The 17702-nt window shown below is 36.3% G+C and carries 24 protein-coding genes; 9 read left to right on the top strand and 15 right to left on the bottom strand.

From position 1 onward, the window contains the following. Positions 1–273: 273 nt before the first annotated feature. The 8 genes from urtE to ureE all read right to left on the bottom strand — a co-directional run bounded on the left by urtE (position 274) and on the right by ureE (position 7258). Positions 274–981, bottom strand: coding sequence for an urea ABC transporter ATP-binding subunit UrtE (gene urtE / locus O5637_RS05965; protein ID WP_269603395.1), 708 nt, complete (start codon positions 979–981; stop codon positions 274–276). Continuing rightward, positions 978–1733 (bottom strand): urea ABC transporter ATP-binding protein UrtD, encoded by a 756-nt coding sequence (urtD, locus tag O5637_RS05970; protein ID WP_269603397.1) that lies wholly within the window; start codon positions 1731–1733, stop codon positions 978–980. The genes urtE and urtD overlap by 4 nt, the downstream gene beginning before the upstream one ends. After that, the gene (gene urtC, locus O5637_RS05975) at positions 1730–2857 is read right to left on the bottom strand and encodes an urea ABC transporter permease subunit UrtC (RefSeq protein WP_269603399.1); all 1128 of its coding nucleotides are present in this window, start codon (positions 2855–2857) and stop codon (positions 1730–1732) included. Before urtC ends, urtD begins: the two co-directional genes overlap by 4 nt. A 3-nt stretch (positions 2858–2860) precedes the next feature. Further along, complete coding sequence (urtB, locus tag O5637_RS05980; RefSeq protein ID WP_269603400.1) at positions 2861–4018, bottom strand: urea ABC transporter permease subunit UrtB; 1158 nt, start codon at positions 4016–4018, stop codon at positions 2861–2863. 78 nt (positions 4019–4096) lie between these two features. Further along, the gene (urtA, locus tag O5637_RS05985) at positions 4097–5374 is read right to left on the bottom strand and encodes an urea ABC transporter substrate-binding protein (RefSeq protein ID WP_269603401.1); all 1278 of its coding nucleotides are present in this window, start codon (positions 5372–5374) and stop codon (positions 4097–4099) included. A 142-nt stretch (positions 5375–5516) separates the two neighbouring features. Further along, positions 5517–6125 carry an urease accessory protein UreG gene (gene ureG / locus O5637_RS05990; RefSeq protein ID WP_269603402.1) on the bottom strand — a complete coding sequence of 203 codons (609 nt, stop codon included), beginning with the start codon at positions 6123–6125 and terminating at the stop codon, positions 5517–5519. Next, positions 6125–6796 carry an urease accessory protein UreF gene (locus O5637_RS05995; protein WP_269603404.1) on the bottom strand — a complete coding sequence of 224 codons (672 nt, stop codon included), beginning with the start codon at positions 6794–6796 and terminating at the stop codon, positions 6125–6127. The genes ureG and O5637_RS05995 overlap by 1 nt, the downstream gene beginning before the upstream one ends. Positions 6797–6817: 21 nt before the next feature. Then, a complete protein-coding gene (ureE, locus tag O5637_RS06000) occupies positions 6818–7258 on the bottom strand; it encodes an urease accessory protein UreE (protein ID WP_269603405.1) in 441 nt (146 codons plus the stop codon). Between the two features lie 103 nt (positions 7259–7361). On the opposite strand from ureE, the gene O5637_RS06005 reads away from it, so the two are divergent. The 4 genes from O5637_RS06005 to ureC are packed head-to-tail and all read left to right on the top strand — an operon-like array spanning position 7362 to position 10677. Then, positions 7362–8285 carry an urease accessory protein UreD gene (locus tag O5637_RS06005; RefSeq protein ID WP_269603406.1) on the top strand — a complete coding sequence of 308 codons (924 nt, stop codon included), beginning with the start codon at positions 7362–7364 and terminating at the stop codon, positions 8283–8285. A gap of 49 nt (positions 8286–8334) precedes the next feature. Continuing rightward, on the top strand, positions 8335–8637 hold the full coding sequence (locus O5637_RS06010) for an urease subunit gamma (RefSeq protein WP_269603407.1): 303 nt from the start codon (positions 8335–8337) through the stop codon (positions 8635–8637). A gap of 8 nt (positions 8638–8645) precedes the next feature. After that, entirely contained in the window at positions 8646–8966 is a 321-nt protein-coding gene (locus tag O5637_RS06015) for an urease subunit beta (protein ID WP_269603409.1), read from the top strand. 1 nt (position 8967) lies between these two features. Further along, positions 8968–10677 carry an urease subunit alpha gene (gene ureC, locus O5637_RS06020; protein WP_269603411.1) on the top strand — a complete coding sequence of 570 codons (1710 nt, stop codon included), beginning with the start codon at positions 8968–8970 and terminating at the stop codon, positions 10675–10677. Between the two features lie 22 nt (positions 10678–10699). Here the strand turns inward: ureC and O5637_RS06025 are convergent, their stop codons facing one another. Beyond that, positions 10700–10927: a DUF1830 domain-containing protein gene (locus tag O5637_RS06025; protein WP_269603413.1), complete on the bottom strand. Its 228-nt coding sequence runs from the start codon at positions 10925–10927 to the stop codon at positions 10700–10702. 156 nt (positions 10928–11083) lie between these two features. Here O5637_RS06025 and O5637_RS06030 point away from each other — a divergent pair, with 156 nt between their 5' ends. Together O5637_RS06030 and O5637_RS06035 are read left to right on the top strand one after the other, a co-directional pair. Continuing rightward, on the top strand, positions 11084–11263 hold the full coding sequence (locus O5637_RS06030) for a hypothetical protein (RefSeq protein ID WP_269603414.1): 180 nt from the start codon (positions 11084–11086) through the stop codon (positions 11261–11263). A gap of 267 nt (positions 11264–11530) precedes the next feature. Further along, positions 11531–12541, top strand: coding sequence for a porin (locus O5637_RS06035; protein ID WP_269603416.1), 1011 nt, complete (start codon positions 11531–11533; stop codon positions 12539–12541). Positions 12542–12640: 99 nt separating this feature from the next. On the opposite strand, the gene O5637_RS06040 is transcribed toward O5637_RS06035, so the two are convergent. The 4 genes from O5637_RS06040 to O5637_RS06055 all read right to left on the bottom strand — a co-directional run bounded on the left by O5637_RS06040 (position 12641) and on the right by O5637_RS06055 (position 13784). Next, positions 12641–12769, bottom strand: a complete 129-nt coding sequence (locus O5637_RS06040; RefSeq protein ID WP_269603418.1) for a hypothetical protein — start codon at positions 12767–12769, stop codon at positions 12641–12643. 40 nt (positions 12770–12809) lie between these two features. Then, positions 12810–12986: a hypothetical protein gene (locus O5637_RS06045; RefSeq protein WP_269603420.1), complete on the bottom strand. Its 177-nt coding sequence runs from the start codon at positions 12984–12986 to the stop codon at positions 12810–12812. Between the two features lie 193 nt (positions 12987–13179). Then, entirely contained in the window at positions 13180–13452 is a 273-nt protein-coding gene (locus tag O5637_RS06050; protein ID WP_011295403.1) for a hypothetical protein, read from the bottom strand. 83 nt (positions 13453–13535) lie between these two features. After that, positions 13536–13784 (bottom strand): RNA recognition motif domain-containing protein, encoded by a 249-nt coding sequence (locus tag O5637_RS06055; protein WP_269603423.1) that lies wholly within the window; start codon positions 13782–13784, stop codon positions 13536–13538. Between the two features lie 196 nt (positions 13785–13980). Here O5637_RS06055 and rpsU point away from each other — a divergent pair, with 196 nt between their 5' ends. After that, positions 13981–14157 carry a 30S ribosomal protein S21 gene (rpsU, locus tag O5637_RS06060; protein ID WP_011295405.1) on the top strand — a complete coding sequence of 59 codons (177 nt, stop codon included), beginning with the start codon at positions 13981–13983 and terminating at the stop codon, positions 14155–14157. 55 nt (positions 14158–14212) lie between these two features. Then, positions 14213–14437, top strand: a complete 225-nt coding sequence (locus tag O5637_RS06065; RefSeq protein ID WP_269603425.1) for a hypothetical protein — start codon at positions 14213–14215, stop codon at positions 14435–14437. A gap of 46 nt (positions 14438–14483) precedes the next feature. Here the strand turns inward: O5637_RS06065 and O5637_RS06070 are convergent, their stop codons facing one another. Next, positions 14484–14996: an AbrB family transcriptional regulator gene (locus O5637_RS06070; protein WP_269603427.1), complete on the bottom strand. Its 513-nt coding sequence runs from the start codon at positions 14994–14996 to the stop codon at positions 14484–14486. A gap of 291 nt (positions 14997–15287) precedes the next feature. On the opposite strand from O5637_RS06070, the gene O5637_RS06075 reads away from it, so the two are divergent. Next, positions 15288–16901: a photosystem II high light acclimation radical SAM protein gene (locus tag O5637_RS06075; protein WP_269603428.1), complete on the top strand. Its 1614-nt coding sequence runs from the start codon at positions 15288–15290 to the stop codon at positions 16899–16901. On the opposite strand, the gene O5637_RS06080 is transcribed toward O5637_RS06075, so the two are convergent. Continuing rightward, on the bottom strand, positions 16823–17674 hold the full coding sequence (locus O5637_RS06080) for a CPBP family intramembrane glutamic endopeptidase (protein WP_269603430.1): 852 nt from the start codon (positions 17672–17674) through the stop codon (positions 16823–16825). The genes O5637_RS06075 and O5637_RS06080 overlap by 79 nt on opposite strands. Positions 17675–17702 lie beyond the last annotated feature (28 nt).

Below are 17702 nucleotides of genomic sequence, written 5' to 3' on the forward strand. Positions count from 1 at the left end.
TCAGGTTAATTAAATTATTCAATTTTATTGATAAAAAGAAAAGACTACGGCCCAAAGGAAATGGTATATCTTACGACAGACAAAAAATAGTGTTATAAATAATCATAAAAAAAAGATTTAGTAATAAATGAGTCCACTCTTTAAATGCCTTGGCTGTGGACAAAATATCGAAAGATCAACAAAGACTTTTTGGAAAAAGAAAGGTCATATCCTTTGCTCTACTTGCCAAGACAAAATAGAGCAAGAAACGAGTTTTACTAAAACAAAATAGACTTAAACACTAAGGAATTTCTCAACAACAGATTTACTTAATTCGCTCGTTGGGCCATTAGCTACTATTCCACCGCGTTGCATTGCATAATAACGATCTGCTTGCCTAACGAAATGCAAATGTTGCTCTACCAATAAAACTCCAACCCCAGTCTCACTAATGATCCTTTTAACTGCTGACTCAATATCTTGAACAATATTCGGCTGTATTCCTTCGGTTGGCTCATCAAGTAAAAGCAACTTTGGTTTTCCAAGTAATGCTCGCGCAATTGCAAGTTGTTGCTGTTGTCCTCCGCTTAAGTCACCTCCTTTACGAGCTAGAAATTGTTTTAAAACAGGAAAAAGTTCATATACAAGTTGATCAATCTTTTTATGCTTTGCTAACCCTCCAGGCAAAGCTTCCAATCCAAGTTGAAGATTTTCCTCAACAGTTAGATAAGGTATTATTTCTCGTCCTTGAGGAACATATGCAATGCCGGAACGAGCCCTTTGATGAGGCGGCTTTCTATTTAGTAAATCTCCATTAAAAATAATCTCTCCACGCCGTGGAGTTAATAAACCTATTAATGATTTAAGCAAAGTTGTTTTACCTACTCCATTTCGACCAATAAGACAAATCATCTCACCTTGATTGATATTCATATCAACATCTCGAAGAATATGACTCTCGCCATAGTAGGTATTTAAGCCTTTTATCTGAAGCATAGTCATTCTTCTTCCTCCACAGATTTTCCTAGATAAACCTCTATAACTAAAGGATCTTTTTGTATGTCGCTCATAGACCCCTCTTTTAATACATGCCCTTGATGTAAAACACTAACAGGACAATCAAGTCTACGAATAAATTCCATATCATGATCAATGACTAAGACAGTATGATCGCCAGCTAAAGATTTAAGAAGATCAGCAGTTAAATCTGTTTCTTCATCAGTCAAACCAGCTACAGGTTCATCAACAAGTAAAAGATCAGGGTCTTGTCCAACCAGCATCGCTATCTCAAGCCATTGTTTTTGACCATGAGAAAGCGATCCAGCCCTGATATTGGCTTTTGATTGAAGGTTGACAATACTCATCAAATGGTGAATTTGATCTAAATGCTTAACCTTTAAAGTATTAATTAATAATGAAAAAGGAGTTTTAGGTCTGCTAACTGATAGAGCTAAATTGTCTTGTACAGATAAATTTTCAAATATCCTAGGACTTTGAAATTTCCTTCCAATCCCTTTCCGCGCTATACGAAACTCTTTTTGACCAAGCAACGATTTTCCTTTAAAAATCACATCCCCCTTTGTCGGTGCTACTTTCCCAGTAATTACATCTAAAAATGTAGTTTTACCTGCACCATTGGGACCAATAACTGCTCTAAGATCGCCTTGATTCAAAACCAGATCAAGATCTCTGAGGGCAAGAAATCCTTCAAAACTAACTGAAATTTGTTTTAGCTCTAGCAATGGAGAATTCATGATTTAACCTCACCTTGTTCATTGACTTCAAGACTTGGATATGTTTCTAGCTTTTTATTAATCCCTATTAAAAAAAGTAATTTCTTTGGACCGCCTTTTCTGATCCATCCTAGTACACCCTCTGGAAGAGCTGTTACTACAAGAATAAATAATCCACCTTGAATAAACATCCAGCTTGCAGGTAATGCTTCACTCACCAAACTTTTTGCATAATTAATCAAAACAGCTCCAAAGATTGCGCCTAATAATGTTCCTCTACCTCCCACGGCAACCCAAATAACCATTTCGATAGAGAAAGGAACAGTCATAAATTGAGGAGACACTATTCCAGATTGAACTGTATACAAAGCTCCTGAAACACCAGCTAATCCTCCTGCTATTGAAAAAATTATTGTTTTGAAAATTACTGGATTATATCCAGTAAAACGAACTCGAGCTTCATCGTCTCTAATTCCAACAAGGATATTTCCAAATCTATCTCTAACAATCCACCGCGCAAAAAACCATGCAAGTATTACTAAGATAGCTGATATCCAAAAAAACCATCTTTGCATTATTTCTGAACCAACCATTTGACCAAAAAGTTGAGTTACGTCTGTTTTCAGACCATTTGTTCCATTAATCAATTTCTGTTGCCCATTAAAGAAATTGAAGAAAACTAAAAGTGCCGCTTGTGTAAGAATTGAGAAATAAACACCTTTAATTCTATTTCTAAAAACTAAATACCCAAGAAGACCAGCAATTATTGCCGGTAACAACCAAATGGAAATAAGAGTAAAAATTGAACTTTTAAATGGTTCCCAGAAGAATGGAAGTTTTTCGACTCCATATAAACCAAAAAACTCGGGAATACCATTTGGGAATTCTCCTGCACTATTCAGTTGCAGGAACATCGCAGCACAATATCCACCAAGAGCAAAGAAAATTCCTTGACCTAAACTCAACATCCCTGTGAATCCCCAAATCAAATCAACTCCAAGAGCAACTATTGCAAGAGATAAATATCTTCCTAAGAGATTTAATCTAAAGACAGGAAGTACTGAGGGTGCAGCAATAATTAAGGCAATGATCAACACCCAAATAGTTAAGTTAATCCAACTTTTTTTTGTAGAAAAAATACTCATAAATCAAGACTCCACCATTCTTCCTTTTTGAGGGAACATCCCAGTTGGTCTAAATTGAAGGAATATGACTATTAGAGCAAATATCATTACTCTAGCCATGCTTGTTGTCGCAAAAAAATCTATCGTTGAATAAAGAGGGGATGGCATCTCGGGCCAAATGGTAAGCAGTCTTCCTGCTCCTATCAAATCGGTCATTATTCCAATCGAGAAAGAAGCAAGAATTGTTCCTAATAAATTGCCCACGCCACCTAGAACGACAACCATAAAACAACCCACGATATAATTTCCGCCAACATTTGGCCCCACTGAACCAAGTAGTGAAACCGCAACTCCTGCGACACCAGCCAAACCTGATCCAATTCCAAAAGTAATAATATCTACTGTTTCTGTTGATATACCTAAACAATCACTCATAGGTCTATTTTGAGTTACTGCTCTAATTCTTATCCCCCAAGCTGTTTTATCAAGAAAGAAAATTACTACTAAAACAGATATTAAGGTAATAAAGATTATTAAAAGACGAGTTTTAGGAAAAGTAATTCCAACAAAATCAATTCCACCTCTCATCCAAGAAGGAGCTGTAACATCAACATTCCTTGCACTAGCGCGGCTAAGTTTGCTTACTAAAGAAGATAAAATACCTCCTGTTGCGACACCTAGTAATGCAGAAAAGCCCCAAGTACATGCCTTAATTAATTTACCTTTTGCACCATGAAGTAAGTCATCCGAAATAAATAATGGTGAAAATAGTCCAAAGAAAAGTGCTATCACCAAACCACTTGCATAGGCTAGCGGAACGCTTCTAACAAATTGTTGAAGGATTAGGCTAACTCCCCATGTCGCGAGAAGTGTTTCAAGAGGACTTCCATAGAGACGTCTAATAACCGTTCGCTCTAAAAGAATGCCAACTGTTCCACTAACTAAAAAAGCAATCCCAATTGCAACTATGACATACGAATCATAAAAAGGTTTTAAAAAAGAAACTTGTTTGAAAATTAATTGGGTTATGTATGTTGAATAAGCACCAAGCATCATCAATTCCCCATGAGCAAGATTGATGACGCCCATTAAACCGAAGACAATTGCTAGTCCCAGTGCTGCGACAAGCAAAACTGAGCCAATAGCAACGCCATTAAAGAGGCTTTCAAGAAAAAGTTGCACTAGCTTGGTTGTTTTTTTTAAAGAAATAAGGAGCCCAAAGGCTCCTTATTAGGATCTATTTATAAGTCAAAAATTGAATCACATCCTATATTTTTCACCTTTCTTAGGATCAGTCCAATCACAAGCGTAACCTTTTGAACTTGGATGTTTTTGGTTCCATGCTTGTGGTTCAACTACATCAGTTTCTTCAAGGATCGTAAATCCACCCTCTGCGTTGATTTCACCAATTCTCACTGTTTGAGATAGGTGATGATTTGCCATAACTTCTACTGGACCTTGAGGAGCATCAAATGTCTGCCCAACCAATGCTTCTCTAACCGCATTGTCATCAAATGTTCCTGCATCTTCAACTGCCTGCTTCCAAAGATAAACCATGTTATAAGCAGATTCTTGAGGATCAGCCACAACACGATCACTACCCCATCTCTTCTTAAAGCTCTTAGCAAATTTCTTAGAAGCTGGAGTATCAATAGACATCATGTAGTTCCAAGCACCATAGTGGCCCTCAAGGAACTCAGGTCCAATCGTACTAATCTCTTCTTCCGCAATGGAGTAGTTCATTACGTAATAACCATTGGAAGGAGTAATTCCTGCGTCCTGGATTTGTTTAAAGAAAGCAACGTTTTGATCACCATTCAAAGTGTTAACGATGATTCCACCATCAGGAAGAGCAACTTTAATCTTGGAGATAATAGGAGCTACCTCTGTATTACCCAAAGGCAGATAGTCTTCCCCAACAACTTTACCGCCAAGTTGTTTGACTTGAGCTTTAGTAATTGTGTTAGAAGTTCTTGGGAAAACATAATCAGAACCAACTAAGAAGAAATCTCCTCCAGCCGCTGGTGAGCGCTTGTACATGAATTCTGTAGCAGGCTCAGATTGTTGGTTAGGAGTCGCTCCTGTATAGAAAATGTTATTGGAGCACTCTTGTGCTTCATATTGAATAGGGTAATAAAGGAATGCATCTTTAGATTCATAAACCGGAAGCATTGCCTTACGACTAGCAGAAGTCCAGCCGCCAAAGACAACTGGGACACCATCCTGGTCTATCAACTTCTTTGATTTCTCAGCAAAGGTAGGCCAATCTGATGCCCCATCTTCAACGATGTACTCAATTTTATAGCTTTTACCGTCGACTGTTACACCGCCAGCTGCATTGATTTCTTCAATAGCCATTTTCTCTGTATCAACAAGAGTTGACTCGGAGATTGCCATTGTCCCTGATAGGGAGTGGAGAATTCCAACAGTTACGGTGTCATCAAATTTGCCTGAGGAATCTGATCCACCACAAGCAGTAACAGTTACGGCCAATGAGGCAGTAGCTAAACCTGCAAAAATGCGCTTTGAAAGCTTCATGAATTACTAACTAAATTTAGTTGTTTGCCCACCTTGGGGTTTAAGAAAAGTATCCAACTGAACACCCCTCTTTTTGTAACCAATGAGACTGTTTTTGCTATTTCAGTAAATGAAGATAGATTTTCGTATTAACCACTACACTTCACCGAGCAGTAGGTATCTGATTACACAAAAACTCTTCAATTGTTTTTATCCCCTCCCCTGATTTCGTATTTGTAAAGCACCAGGGACGATTATTTCTCATCAATAGAGTATCTCTCTCCATTATTTTCAAGCTTGCTCCAACCATTTCAGCGAGATCAATCTTATTGATCACTAATAAGTCTGAACGTGTTATTCCTGGGCCTCCTTTCCTGGGGATTTTATCTCCAGCTGCAACATCAATTATGTATATACATATATCTACTAGCTCAGGGCTAAAACTTGCGGCAAGATTATCGCCACCGCTTTCAACAAATATTAAATCTAAAGCTGTAAATTTATGTTCTAACTCTTCAACAGCAATTCGATTAATAGAACAATCTTCTCTTATAGCTGTATGCGGGCATCCTCCAGTTTCAACTCCTTTGATACGTTCAGGTGCTAAAGCTTTTGAATTAGTTAAAAACTTTGCATCTTCTTGAGTGTAGATGTCATTCGTTACTACTGCGATCTCATAGTGATCTTTCAGATTTTCACATAGTCTCTGAATAATAGCCGTTTTACCAGATCCCACTGGACCAGCGATGCCAACTCTCAATTTACTTTCCATTAGCTTCTAAATAATCTTGAATAAAGTTCTATATGCGATTGTTGGGCCATAATCGCGCCAACATCGCTAATCCAAATTTCTTTGGGATTCTGTTGCAATAAGAAACTTGCTTGAGACTTAATAAGCAATAGTGATTTCTTTTGAATCTGTTGAGCTTTTGTGGGTCCTAATGACAATAGTCTTAACGCTGCACTCAACTGGTTAGCGACCCAACTATATAAAAATCCTTCCACTAAATCAATTTGAGGTATATCCCAACTAACTCCAGCCCAAGCCCACGCTATCGGCCATATAAATTTCTTTTCATTACCAGGAAGAGGATGATCAAGATCAATGAGAAGCTGTAATAGAGATTCACCCATTTGTATTTGTTGAGATCTAACATCTGGAGAATCTCTTAGTGAACTAAGCCAAGAATTCCACTCATCAATAATTAACTTATATTTAACATCTTTATAATCCCTCCAATCAACTAAATCTCTCATTATGTGAGCAATTGAGCTTGCCTCAATTGTTATCTGGCCTCTAGATAGTTCACTTTCAATCCAATTGAAAAGTGTTTTCTCGTCATATACTTTTTTATTTTGAACCAGCCACTCCAATCCTTCTGAGTAACTAAAAGCACCAACTGGTAGTGATGGACTGATTAATTGTAAAAGCTCAAGTTTCATGAACGAAATTAATCAAACCTTCTACTCATAAGCACCAATCTCTGGAGAGAAAGGTCTTTGGAAACTTTCTATTGAAAATCCTTGTCTTTCTAGCATCTTTTGCATAACTACATCATTGAGTAAATATAACTCTTTTTCATGCAACTCAATCTCAACATGTCTATTACCTAAATGATAAGCAGCTTTTAACAGTTTCAATCTATTTTCTGAGGTAATTCTTATTACATCTTCATGAGCCGCCTCTATGATGACGAACACTTGTGAATTCTCACTTTGTAATACCTCTCCAGGCATCAATCTACCTCCTCCTCTAGGCAAATTTAAAATGACATCAATTCCATCTAATGTTAATCTCTTGCCCCGAAGTTGAGTCCTCTCTTTTGCTGACAAGGGAAGTAGAAGACAATGTTCTATCACTTGAGCACTAATTCTCTTAGTGAGATAGATTAATTCGTGTGACAAGCTTCAAATTTTTTGTAGAGCTAAATTTTAAAGGGTATATCTACCTGACAAGACATTTATTATTTTCTCAATACTAAATGAGCAAAATCGATACAACAATACAATGACATCTCAATGGCATGGAACATGTGATCTAAGGCTTTTCAAAAAGTCAAATCCTAATGAGATCGATAGTCTCAAAACAATTCATCAAGCAAAATGCACAGCTCCATTGAAATTAATGAAAGTATTCAATGATAAAAAAGATGGAAGATGTGAAATACCAATTCTCCATAGTGCTGGAGGCATTGTTGGCGGTGATCAACTAACAATAAATGTCAACGCTGAAGAAGCTAGCAGTGCTATTTGTTCTTCAGTAGCAGCTCAAAAAGTTTATGGAAGCAGAGGCAGGTCAAAATTAAATCCGCAAGGGAGATGGGCGAATCAAAAATGTTTTTTTCAGATTAAAAAAAATGCTGACTTTGAGTGGATCCCTCAAGAATTAATTATTTATCAGGGAGGTCTTTTTGAACAAAATATGACTGTTAATCTTGATACCTCATCAAGCTTTTTATGTGTTGATTTGGTTCGCTTAGGACGAACTGCGGCAGGGGAAGAACTTGGAACTGGAGTATGGAGATCATCTTTGGAAATCTTCAGGGAAAATCCTCAAGGTAAACATTATGAATTTAGTGATCGCTTAGAGCTATCTGGAGAAGCTCTAAAATCAATTCATGGTTTAGAACGACAACCAGTATTTGGCTCTTTAACATGGATAACACCTAAAGTAATCAACCAAAAAAATTTATCTGATTTACTAGTAAAATGCCGACAACAAAGAGATGGACTGGAAGGGTTTATGACTTGTAGTCTTCTTGAAAATGGGATATCAGCAAGGTATACAGGCTCTTCAACTCAATCAGCTCGGTTTTGGTTTTATAGAATTTGGAGTCTTACAAGAGTTTTCAGGAAATTAAGCATGCCTGAATACATGAGGATTTGGCCAATGCAAGAGAATCCATCAACAGATACAAAATGTCCATCATGAACTTTTAAGCATTTCTTTGCTAGTAAAATGAAATTCTAACTATTAAAAAATGTACTTAAGCCCTCAAGAAAAAGACAAATTACTCATAGTTACCGCTGCTCTTTTGGCAGAGAGAAGATTAAATAGAGGTGTGAAATTAAATCATCCTGAAGCCGTTGCTTGGCTTAGCTTTCAAGTACTTGAAGGCGCTAGAGATGGAAAGAGTGTCTCAACCTTAATGAACGAAGGAACGACATGGTTAAAAAGAGAACAAGTCATGGAAGGTGTGCCAGAACTTATCCATGAAGTTCAAATAGAAGCTGTTTTCCCAGATGGAACGAAGCTGGTAACACTTCACAATCCAATTTGCTAAATACAATTATGCCTAATTTAATTCCTGGAGAACTTATTCCCGAAGATGGTTTTATTGAACTCAATAAAGGAAGAGAAGTCACGACTCTAAAAGTCGCTAACATTTCTGATCGACCAATTCAAATTGGCTCTCATTATCATTTCTTTGAATCAAATAAAGGTTTAGAATTTGATCGTCAACAATCTCTTGGCAAAAGACTAGACATCCCAGCTGGTACTGCTATTAGATTTGAGCCAGGTGACCAAAGAGAAGTTAGTCTTGTGCCCTATGCAGGAGACCGTAAAGTTTTTGGATTTAATGGACTCATAAACGATTCACTTCAAAAATAAAATGTCTTTCAAAATTTCTCGCCAAGCTTATGCAGAGACTTATGGGCCTACCAAAGGAGATCGCATTAGACTTGCCGATACAGACTTAATCCTTGAAGTCGAAGAGGACCATACTCACTATGGAGACGAAGTAAAATTTGGTGGTGGTAAAGTTATTCGTGATGGAATGGGACAATCACAACAAAGTAGAGACAATGGAGTAGTAGATACAGTAATTACAAATGCACTCATTCTGGATTGGTGGGGAATTGTTAAAGCAGATATTGGGATTAAAGATGGGAAAATTTCAGGCATCGGAAAAGCTGGCAATCCTGATACTCAAGAAGGTGTCAACATTATTTTAGGAGCCAGTACAGAAGCAATCGCAGGAGAAGGAAACATTCTTACTGCGGGCGCCATTGATAGTCATATTCACTTTATCTGTCCACAACAAATAGAAACTGCTTTAGCTAGTGGGGTTACCACAATGCTCGGAGGGGGGACAGGTCCAGCAACTGGTACTAATGCAACTACATGTACACCAGGAGCATTTCATATCACAAGAATGTTGCAATCAGCAGAGGGATTTCCTGTTAATATGGGATTCTTTGGAAAAGGCAATGCAACTAACAAAGCAGCATTAGAGGAACAAGTAAGAGCAGGTGCTTGTGGGTTAAAACTTCATGAAGACTGGGGAACGACACCAGCATGTATTGATTCTTGCCTAAGTGTTGCAGATCAATTAGATGTACAAGTTTGTATTCATACAGATACCCTAAACGAAGCTGGTTTTGTTGAAGATACAATTCGTGCAATAAAAGGAAGAACAATTCATACTTTTCATACTGAAGGAGCTGGAGGAGGTCATGCTCCCGACATTATCAAAATTTGTGGGGAATCTAATGTGATCCCTAGCAGTACAAATCCCACCAGGCCTTTCACTCTAAATACTCTTGAAGAGCATCTAGACATGTTGATGGTTTGTCATCATTTGGATCCCAAAATTCCAGAGGATGTTGCATTCGCCGAGTCAAGAATACGTCGTGAAACTATTGCCGCTGAGGATATACTCCACGATTTAGGAGCCTTTTCTATTATTGCCAGTGACTCCCAGGCTATGGGTCGAGTTGGGGAGGTAATTAGTAGGACTTTTCAAACTGCTCATAAAATGAAAGTTCAAAGAGGTTCCTTACCAGAGGATAATAAAAAGAATGACAATCATCGTCTAAAAAGATATATCTCAAAGGTAACTATTAATCCCGCTATAGCTCATGGAATCAGTGGTCATGTTGGGTCGGTAGAAGTTGGCAAACTAGCAGACTTAGTACTTTGGAAGCCTGGCTTTTTTGGAATTAAACCTGACTTAATAATCAAAGGAGGATCTATTGCATGGGCTCAAATGGGAGATGCGAATGCCTCCATTCCTACGCCACAACCAGTCCATGGTCGTCCAATGTTTTCTTCCTTTGGAAAGGCAATAAATCCTACATGCCTGACTTTCTTAAGCGAGAGTGCGATACAAGCTGGTGTCCCTAAACGACTCAAATTGGAACGCTCTTATGCTCCTGTTAAAGACACAAGGAAAATATCTAAACAATCAATGAAACTAAATAATGCAAGACCAAAAATAGAAGTTGACCCTCAAACATACGAAGTATTCGCAGACGGAGAGCTTTTAACCTGTGAACCAGCTGAATCACTACCACTTGCTCAAAGATATCTATTGCTTTGAGATAATTTAAATGGTTATCAAACTAAGCTGCAACTTGATTTTCAGTATTAGAGGCGGATACTCTAAGACGTTGTTCTAAATTCGGTCCATAAGACTCTATTCCCCAAATTTCCAACTGAGAGCCTTCTGGTGCCATAGCCGAAAAAACTTCTTGGGGGAAAATAGCTCTTTCTAAAAAAAATCTCTCTGGTCCAATGCATTTTAATATGACCATACTTGAGCTTATGTTTCTATAAGAGAAATCGACCATAACTTACATTTATTTGCTGGAATTAAAACAAACAAATAAAAATATATTTGTGATTTTTTATACCAAAAACAAAGCTTAAAATATCAAGGAATTACAAACAGTCCAGAATGGACAGTCGACTTAGAGCTGGTTAGCTAGAAAATATTAAAAAATTTTATGATCTCAACAACAACAAAAATACGAGTCCAAAACATACTCAATAGAATAGAAAGTAATCAACTAGTTACATTAGAAGAGAGAATATTCCTTAACAAACTCTCTAGTGTTTCTGCAGTTGTTTCATTGTGGATTGCTTCTTCTCTAGGGCCAGAAGCCAGTGCGATAGACAATGATTAGCTATTAAAATCACATTCAATGATTTTTCAATTGATCGATCAAAGTTCAAAAAATTACTCCCAATTTCATTAGCTTTGATTCTTAGATGAATAAGATAGCTAATCATTAAAACCTTAATCTATTAATTCACTGAAAATTAAAAAGATAAATCTGAACACGAAGATGTAGCTTTTAATACCTATTATTTTCTAAAAATGTAATTTGCAATACATCAAATTAAATTGTTAATTACGAAAATAAATTGTTAATAATTTGTGTGAGGACACAATGAAGCTTTTTCAGCGTTTGCTGGTTGCTCCTGCTGTATTGGGATTAATCGCTCCTGTTGCAGCCAATGCAGATACTGCATTTTCATCAACCACATCTCTTTCTGGTGGTGCTGTTTTTACTATAGGTTCTGTTTCCGACGGTGGTACAACTGATACGGAAGAAGAGCTCTATATGCAATACGGCTATGGACTTGATGTAACGTCTAGTTTTACTGGTGAAGACATGCTCTATATGGGTATGGAAACTGGTAATGCTAGTGGTCCATTAGCAAGCATGGATAGCTCAGTCGGCGGCACTGGTGCTATTACATTGCATTCTTTATATTATGCTTTCCCTGTTGGCGATCTTTCAGTAACTGCTGGACCTTTACTTGATCAGGATGATGTTGTAGCTGCAACGACTTCTGCTTATTCAGATGCTTTCAGACTGGGCAGCATGCCTTACTCACTAGCTGGTGGCGAAACTGGTCCTGGAGTTGGTGTTGCTTACTCTGGAGACAACGGCGTAGTTGCTTCTGTTAGCTTCGTTTCTGTTGGTGGCTCTGATTCAACCGTAGGAATCGGCGCTGATGATGGAGATGATGTTTCTACATTCACTCTTGGTTATGACGGAGACGGCTTTGGTGGCGGACTTGTAATCGCAACCAACGACGGCGAAGGCGGGACCTCTGGATACGACACATTTGGTGGAGGTATCTATTACAGCCCCGAGTCAGTCCCTGCAACAATCAGCGTTGCTTATGACACAACAGATCCAGAAACAGGTGCTGATGCAACTGATTTGTTCGTTGGTGTTGACTACGAAGTTGGTCCAGGAACATTAAGTGCTGCCTACAATTCAACAGATATTGATGGCAGTGATTCTGAAGATTCAACAGGATTTGAAGTTTCTTACAGCTATGGTCTTAATGACTATGTCTCTGTCACAGCTGGATTCTTTACTGTAGAAGACACAAGTAGTGGTGATGACGACACTGGTGTAGTTGCAGAAACTTATTTCAGCTTCTAAGCCAAGCCTTAAAAGTTAAAAAAGCCTCCTATTTAAATAGGAGGCTTTTTTCATTAATAGAAAGATTAATTTCAAAATTTTAAATAAAAGCCATATTAATTAAGTTAATTTATTATTTTTTCGAGAATTATTTGATTTAATTAGTGCTTCATAAGGATCAAGTTGGTCTGATCTAATGAAATCTTCATAAGGATCAGGATTACTATTATGATTTTTAGTTTTTCTCATTTCTTTTTCATAAATAAATAATTATTTTTTATTGTCTTTTTCATGCCGCAATATCAGAGTTCAATCCCATATCACGAATACCTTTAAACCATCTCATTTGATGAGTAATACGATGACCATTTGGGTACAAGTAATTAAGATTTTCAGACGAAAAAGCCTTTTCCTTTCTATTAACTATTTCTTGATAATTATCAGCACTAACTTGATTTAATTCCATAATAGATAAAATGTATAAACTATTTAAAACATCTGTTCCATCAAATGATGTTCATCATGAACAAAATTGTGATTCCAAAACGAATTAATCAAAGTAAAAGATTAACTCCATAATTTTTTTAGAAATTAATTATAAATTAAAAAAGGCAGCTTATTCAGCTGCCTTTTTTAAAAAATTCAATTTTATTTGGAGTTTAAAAATATTTAAAAGGGAAGAATATTTTATCAGGACCGGCAAGCATAACTGAAGCAGCAATAAGAGCAGTAACTACTTGAACACCAATAAATTGTTTTTGAAGGTACTTATATGAGCCTGTTTCAGAAAGCTCAACTGATGGTTCATTCTCAGGTAAGCCATAATAATAAATTTGAGAAATCTGAAAAAAGATCACTAAACCAGCAATTGCAGCTAAAGGATTAAATCCACCAAATGTGATTGTAGAAAAAGGGATTGTTGAGTAAAGCATTAAAAAGCATCGCTCTTAACTTCTAATCATTACAGCATTAATTTGAGAAAATGCTGTAATCGCTAATAGACTGAAATCTAAAACTAGTTATTTTTAGGTCTAGCTTTTGTAACCCTGATAGCTCTTCCCATCCATTCAACATCTTGAAGATCATCGATTGCCTTTTGTTCTTGCACATCATCGCCCATATCAACAAAAGCGAAACCTCTTTTCCTTCCAGTTTCCCTTTCTAATGGGAGCTTACAATTAGTAACTTCCCCATAGCTGCTAAAAACACCAACAATATCTTCAACCTCAGCATCAAAGGAGAGATTCCCTATGTAAATAGTCATTGGATAACGGACTTATGAAGTAAGAATGAATGGTCCGAAAAGGGAAAAACCTCAATGAATTGACTAATGAGCAAAACCTGAAGAAAGCTATTTGGATAATTCAGGATATATTCTAGATCTTTTTCACCCAAAAAGGACAAAACAAAAATTTGCTTTATCGTCCTGTAAAATTATCCAATAATAATTTTTTATCTTTTTGACTCAAGTAACTGTTGGAGAAAACGAAGGCATTGAATCAGCACTTCGCCGTTTTAAGCGTCAAGTTTCCAAAGCCGGCATCTTTGGAGAGTTAAAGCGCCTACGTCATCATGAAACGCCTGTCGAAAAATACAAGCGTAAATTACAACAAAGACGCAGAAGCAGAAGAAGATAAACAAACCTCAACAATTAGTTAAAACTAAAATTCTAAGGCTCTTTATCTTCATCAAATGGAAAGAGAAAACTGTTGGGTTTGGTTTAAAGATTCACTAAAAGAAGGGGGCACATGGAAAGGAGGTTTTACTTACAAAAAAGATGAGAAACCAGGTGTTCTGATTCAAAATCCCTCTTACATACAATGTCGTGTTCCGGATTGGCGTATAACCACTACTGAGCCCTTAGATAAATACAAAGGGCCAGTAATACCTGAAAAAGCTGTTTGGAAAATTTTATAAAGATAATCAGCTTTCTTGAATAATTTTTACTTTTTTAAAAAAATTTCTAACTAGCATTAATAAGAGGAGCTAAATACTTAACCACAGCCGGAGTTATTAATAAAACTGCTATTAATCTAAATGCATGAATTGCTGCAACTGCCGCTCCAACTCCAAGCTCTGCACCAACCAGGCTCATACCAAGAGTTCCCCCAGGTGCAGATCCTAGCACTGCTATTAAAGGATCAATTCCAAAGATACGTACTACTAGAAATCCAACAACTAAACCAGTAAAAATTAAAGTAATTGTAATCAGGATAGCTGGCCTCCAAAGAGTTTGTAACTCTGTAAGAGTATCCTTATTAATACCCGTACCTATAACAGTCCCTACACCAATACCAAGTAAAGTTTTGGTGCCCATCGGCCATTGGGCAGGTTCAAATTGACCACTTACGCTTAAGCATCCTGCTGCCAAAATCGAGCCAAGAAGAGGAGCCGCAGGAATGCCGCTTAGCAGCATCAAACTTCCTAGAGCAGCCCCACTGAGAATGTATATGATCAAAGTAATTGAAGGATTCATGATCAAAGCATCAAATCTATATCGTTAGTCTGATCTATTTTTTGCTTTTAAACCAATTGATCAAGATCAATTGGTTTAAAAGCCTCTAAAAAACTTTGCCTTTAAATTAAATCATTAAATTAATTCTTTCAAAAGACATGAAAGAATAAGCTGCAACTAAGTTTTGACTATATTCGGGATGGAATTTAATATTCTTCCTTTTAACTATTAATCTAATTTTCAATCAAAAAGGTCAACAAATTGTTAGTGTTTATCTCTACATAATTATTTTTGTTTTCAATAGATGTCCTGATGAAAGCAACTTTGACTTCTGAATTAAAACTTCTTGGACCTAAATCGGAGGTTAAGATATTGTATGTCAGACTGCCTTGTAATCCTATTTTCCCAATTGGACCAATTTATTTAGCAGATCATGTTCATAAATGCTTTCCAGAGATTCAACAATTAATTTTAGATTTAGCTTCATTACCCATATTAGATGTAGAAAGAATACTAATAAATAACATAAAAAGTTTTAAACCTACTCTATTAGTTTTTTCATGGAGAGATATACAAATTTACGCTCCTGTAGATGGACGAGGAGGTAATCCATTACAAAATTCATTTGAAGTTTTTTATGCTCGCAATCCTATAAAAAAAATTCGTGGTGCTTTAGGAGGTTTTCAACTATTAAAAAGTCATTATGGAGAAATATGGAGAAACCAAAGATTAATTAGAAATGGATTAAAATATGCAAAAAAATATAAGCCAAATGTCAACCTAATATTGGGTGGAGGTGCAGTTAGTGTTTTTTATAATCAATTAAAAAAATCTCTTCCTAAAGGTACTATTATCTCATTAGGAGAAGGAGAGCTCTTAATAGAGAAATTAATAAGATATGAATCGATTGCAGATGAGAGATGTTTTATTGTAGGTGAGTCTCCTAGAGAAAAGTTGATTCATGAGAAACCAAATAATCTAATTAAAACTGCATGTGATTATGACTATATCCAATCTATCTGGCCCGAATTCAAATGGTATCTAGAAGGTGGCGACTTTTATATTGGAGTTCAAACTAAAAGAGGTTGTCCTCATAACTGTTGTTATTGTATTTACACTGTTATCGAAGGTAAAAAAGTAAGAATTAATCCAGTAAGTGAAGTAGTTAAAGAAATTAAATCACTGTATGAGCTTGGTGTTCGTGGCTTTTGGTTTACAGACGCTCAATTCATACCCTCTAGAGGACACATTCAAAATGCTAAAGATATTCTTCAAGCTATCCATGAAGAAGGGTTACATGATATTCATTGGGCAGCATACATACGAGCTGACAATTTAGATGCAGAATTAGCTGAATTAATGGTTAGAACAGGCATGAGCTATTTCGAAATTGGAATAACTTCTGGATCCCAAGAGCTTGTTAGAAAGATGAGAATGGGATACAACTTAAAAACCGTTCTGAAAAATTGCGAACTTTTAGCAAAAGCAGGATTTAAATCACAGGTTTCAGTAAATTACTCATTTAATGTTATTGACGAGCGTCCAGAAACAATAAGACAAACAGTTGCTTACCATAGAGAATTAGAGAAGATTTTCGGAGCTGATATTGTTGAGCCCTCTATATTCTTTATAGGACTTCAACCTCACACTTTATTGGAAGAGTATGGGATGAAAAAAGGTTTATTAAAACCTGGTTATAACCCTATGAGTTTAATGCCTTGGACTGCAAGGAAACTACTCTGGAATCCAGAGCCTATGGGCAAAGAATTTGGAAGAATTTGTTTAGAAGCCTTCGATACAAATCCAAACGATTTCGGTAGAACAGTTATGCACTTATTAGAAAGAGATTATGGAGTTTCATCTTTAAACGAAGCATTAACTGTAGAAGCTAAAAATCGTCCAGTTCTTGCAAAAACCCTTCGTTGAAAAAATATCGTAATCAATAAAATTAAGATGCCAATAACGCTACCAATTGGATTTACCATGTTTTGACTTGGTCCTAGTAAAAAATAAGGAGTATGAATAGAAAAAACAAGCATTCCTGAATCAAATAGATACCAAATACCAACCAATCCACCATGCAAACCTATACAACCTAATAATGAACCTCTATCAATAGTTCGTCTCAAAGTTAAAACTAATCCAAAAAGAAATAGACCAATTAAGAAAGGAATTAAAGCTAGTAAACCAATGTCAGATCTATAATGGGCAAGGCTAAAAATTATAGATTGAACAATTACCCCTCTTCTCAAGCCAAGCAAAAGTACCATTTCCTCCATTAACCACCCTCGAAAAACTATCTCTTCAGCAAAAACAATGCCCACTATCAAAAATATTGCATTTAATAAGTCAGCAAATGTGACATAGCCAAATCCATCAACCCAGCCGCATAATAAAAAGAACACAACCAGAATAAATAGAAGAAAAACTGAAAATATAAATCCACTACAAAATATTTTTAATGCTGTATATTTATTTTTAAAATCTAATCCTAATAATTCCCATAGATTATTAGTTTTCCATCTAATTCTACCCCAACTTGGTAGGATACTTAAAAAAAATATGAATGTTATTATGGTACCTATAATACTTAAATCACTGGAACTAATATCTCTATTAAATAAGTAAGATAAATGACTAATAAGCCATCCAGCAGGATACAAAAAGAAAAAAAGCGTAGCCGATGGTAGCCATTGCATCTTTTGAAGCAACCATCTATTCCAAAAA

The organism is Prochlorococcus marinus str. MIT 0917 (genome assembly GCF_027359575.1).
GTDB classification, from domain to species: Bacteria; Cyanobacteriota; Cyanobacteriia; order PCC-6307; family Cyanobiaceae; genus Prochlorococcus_B; species Prochlorococcus_B marinus_D.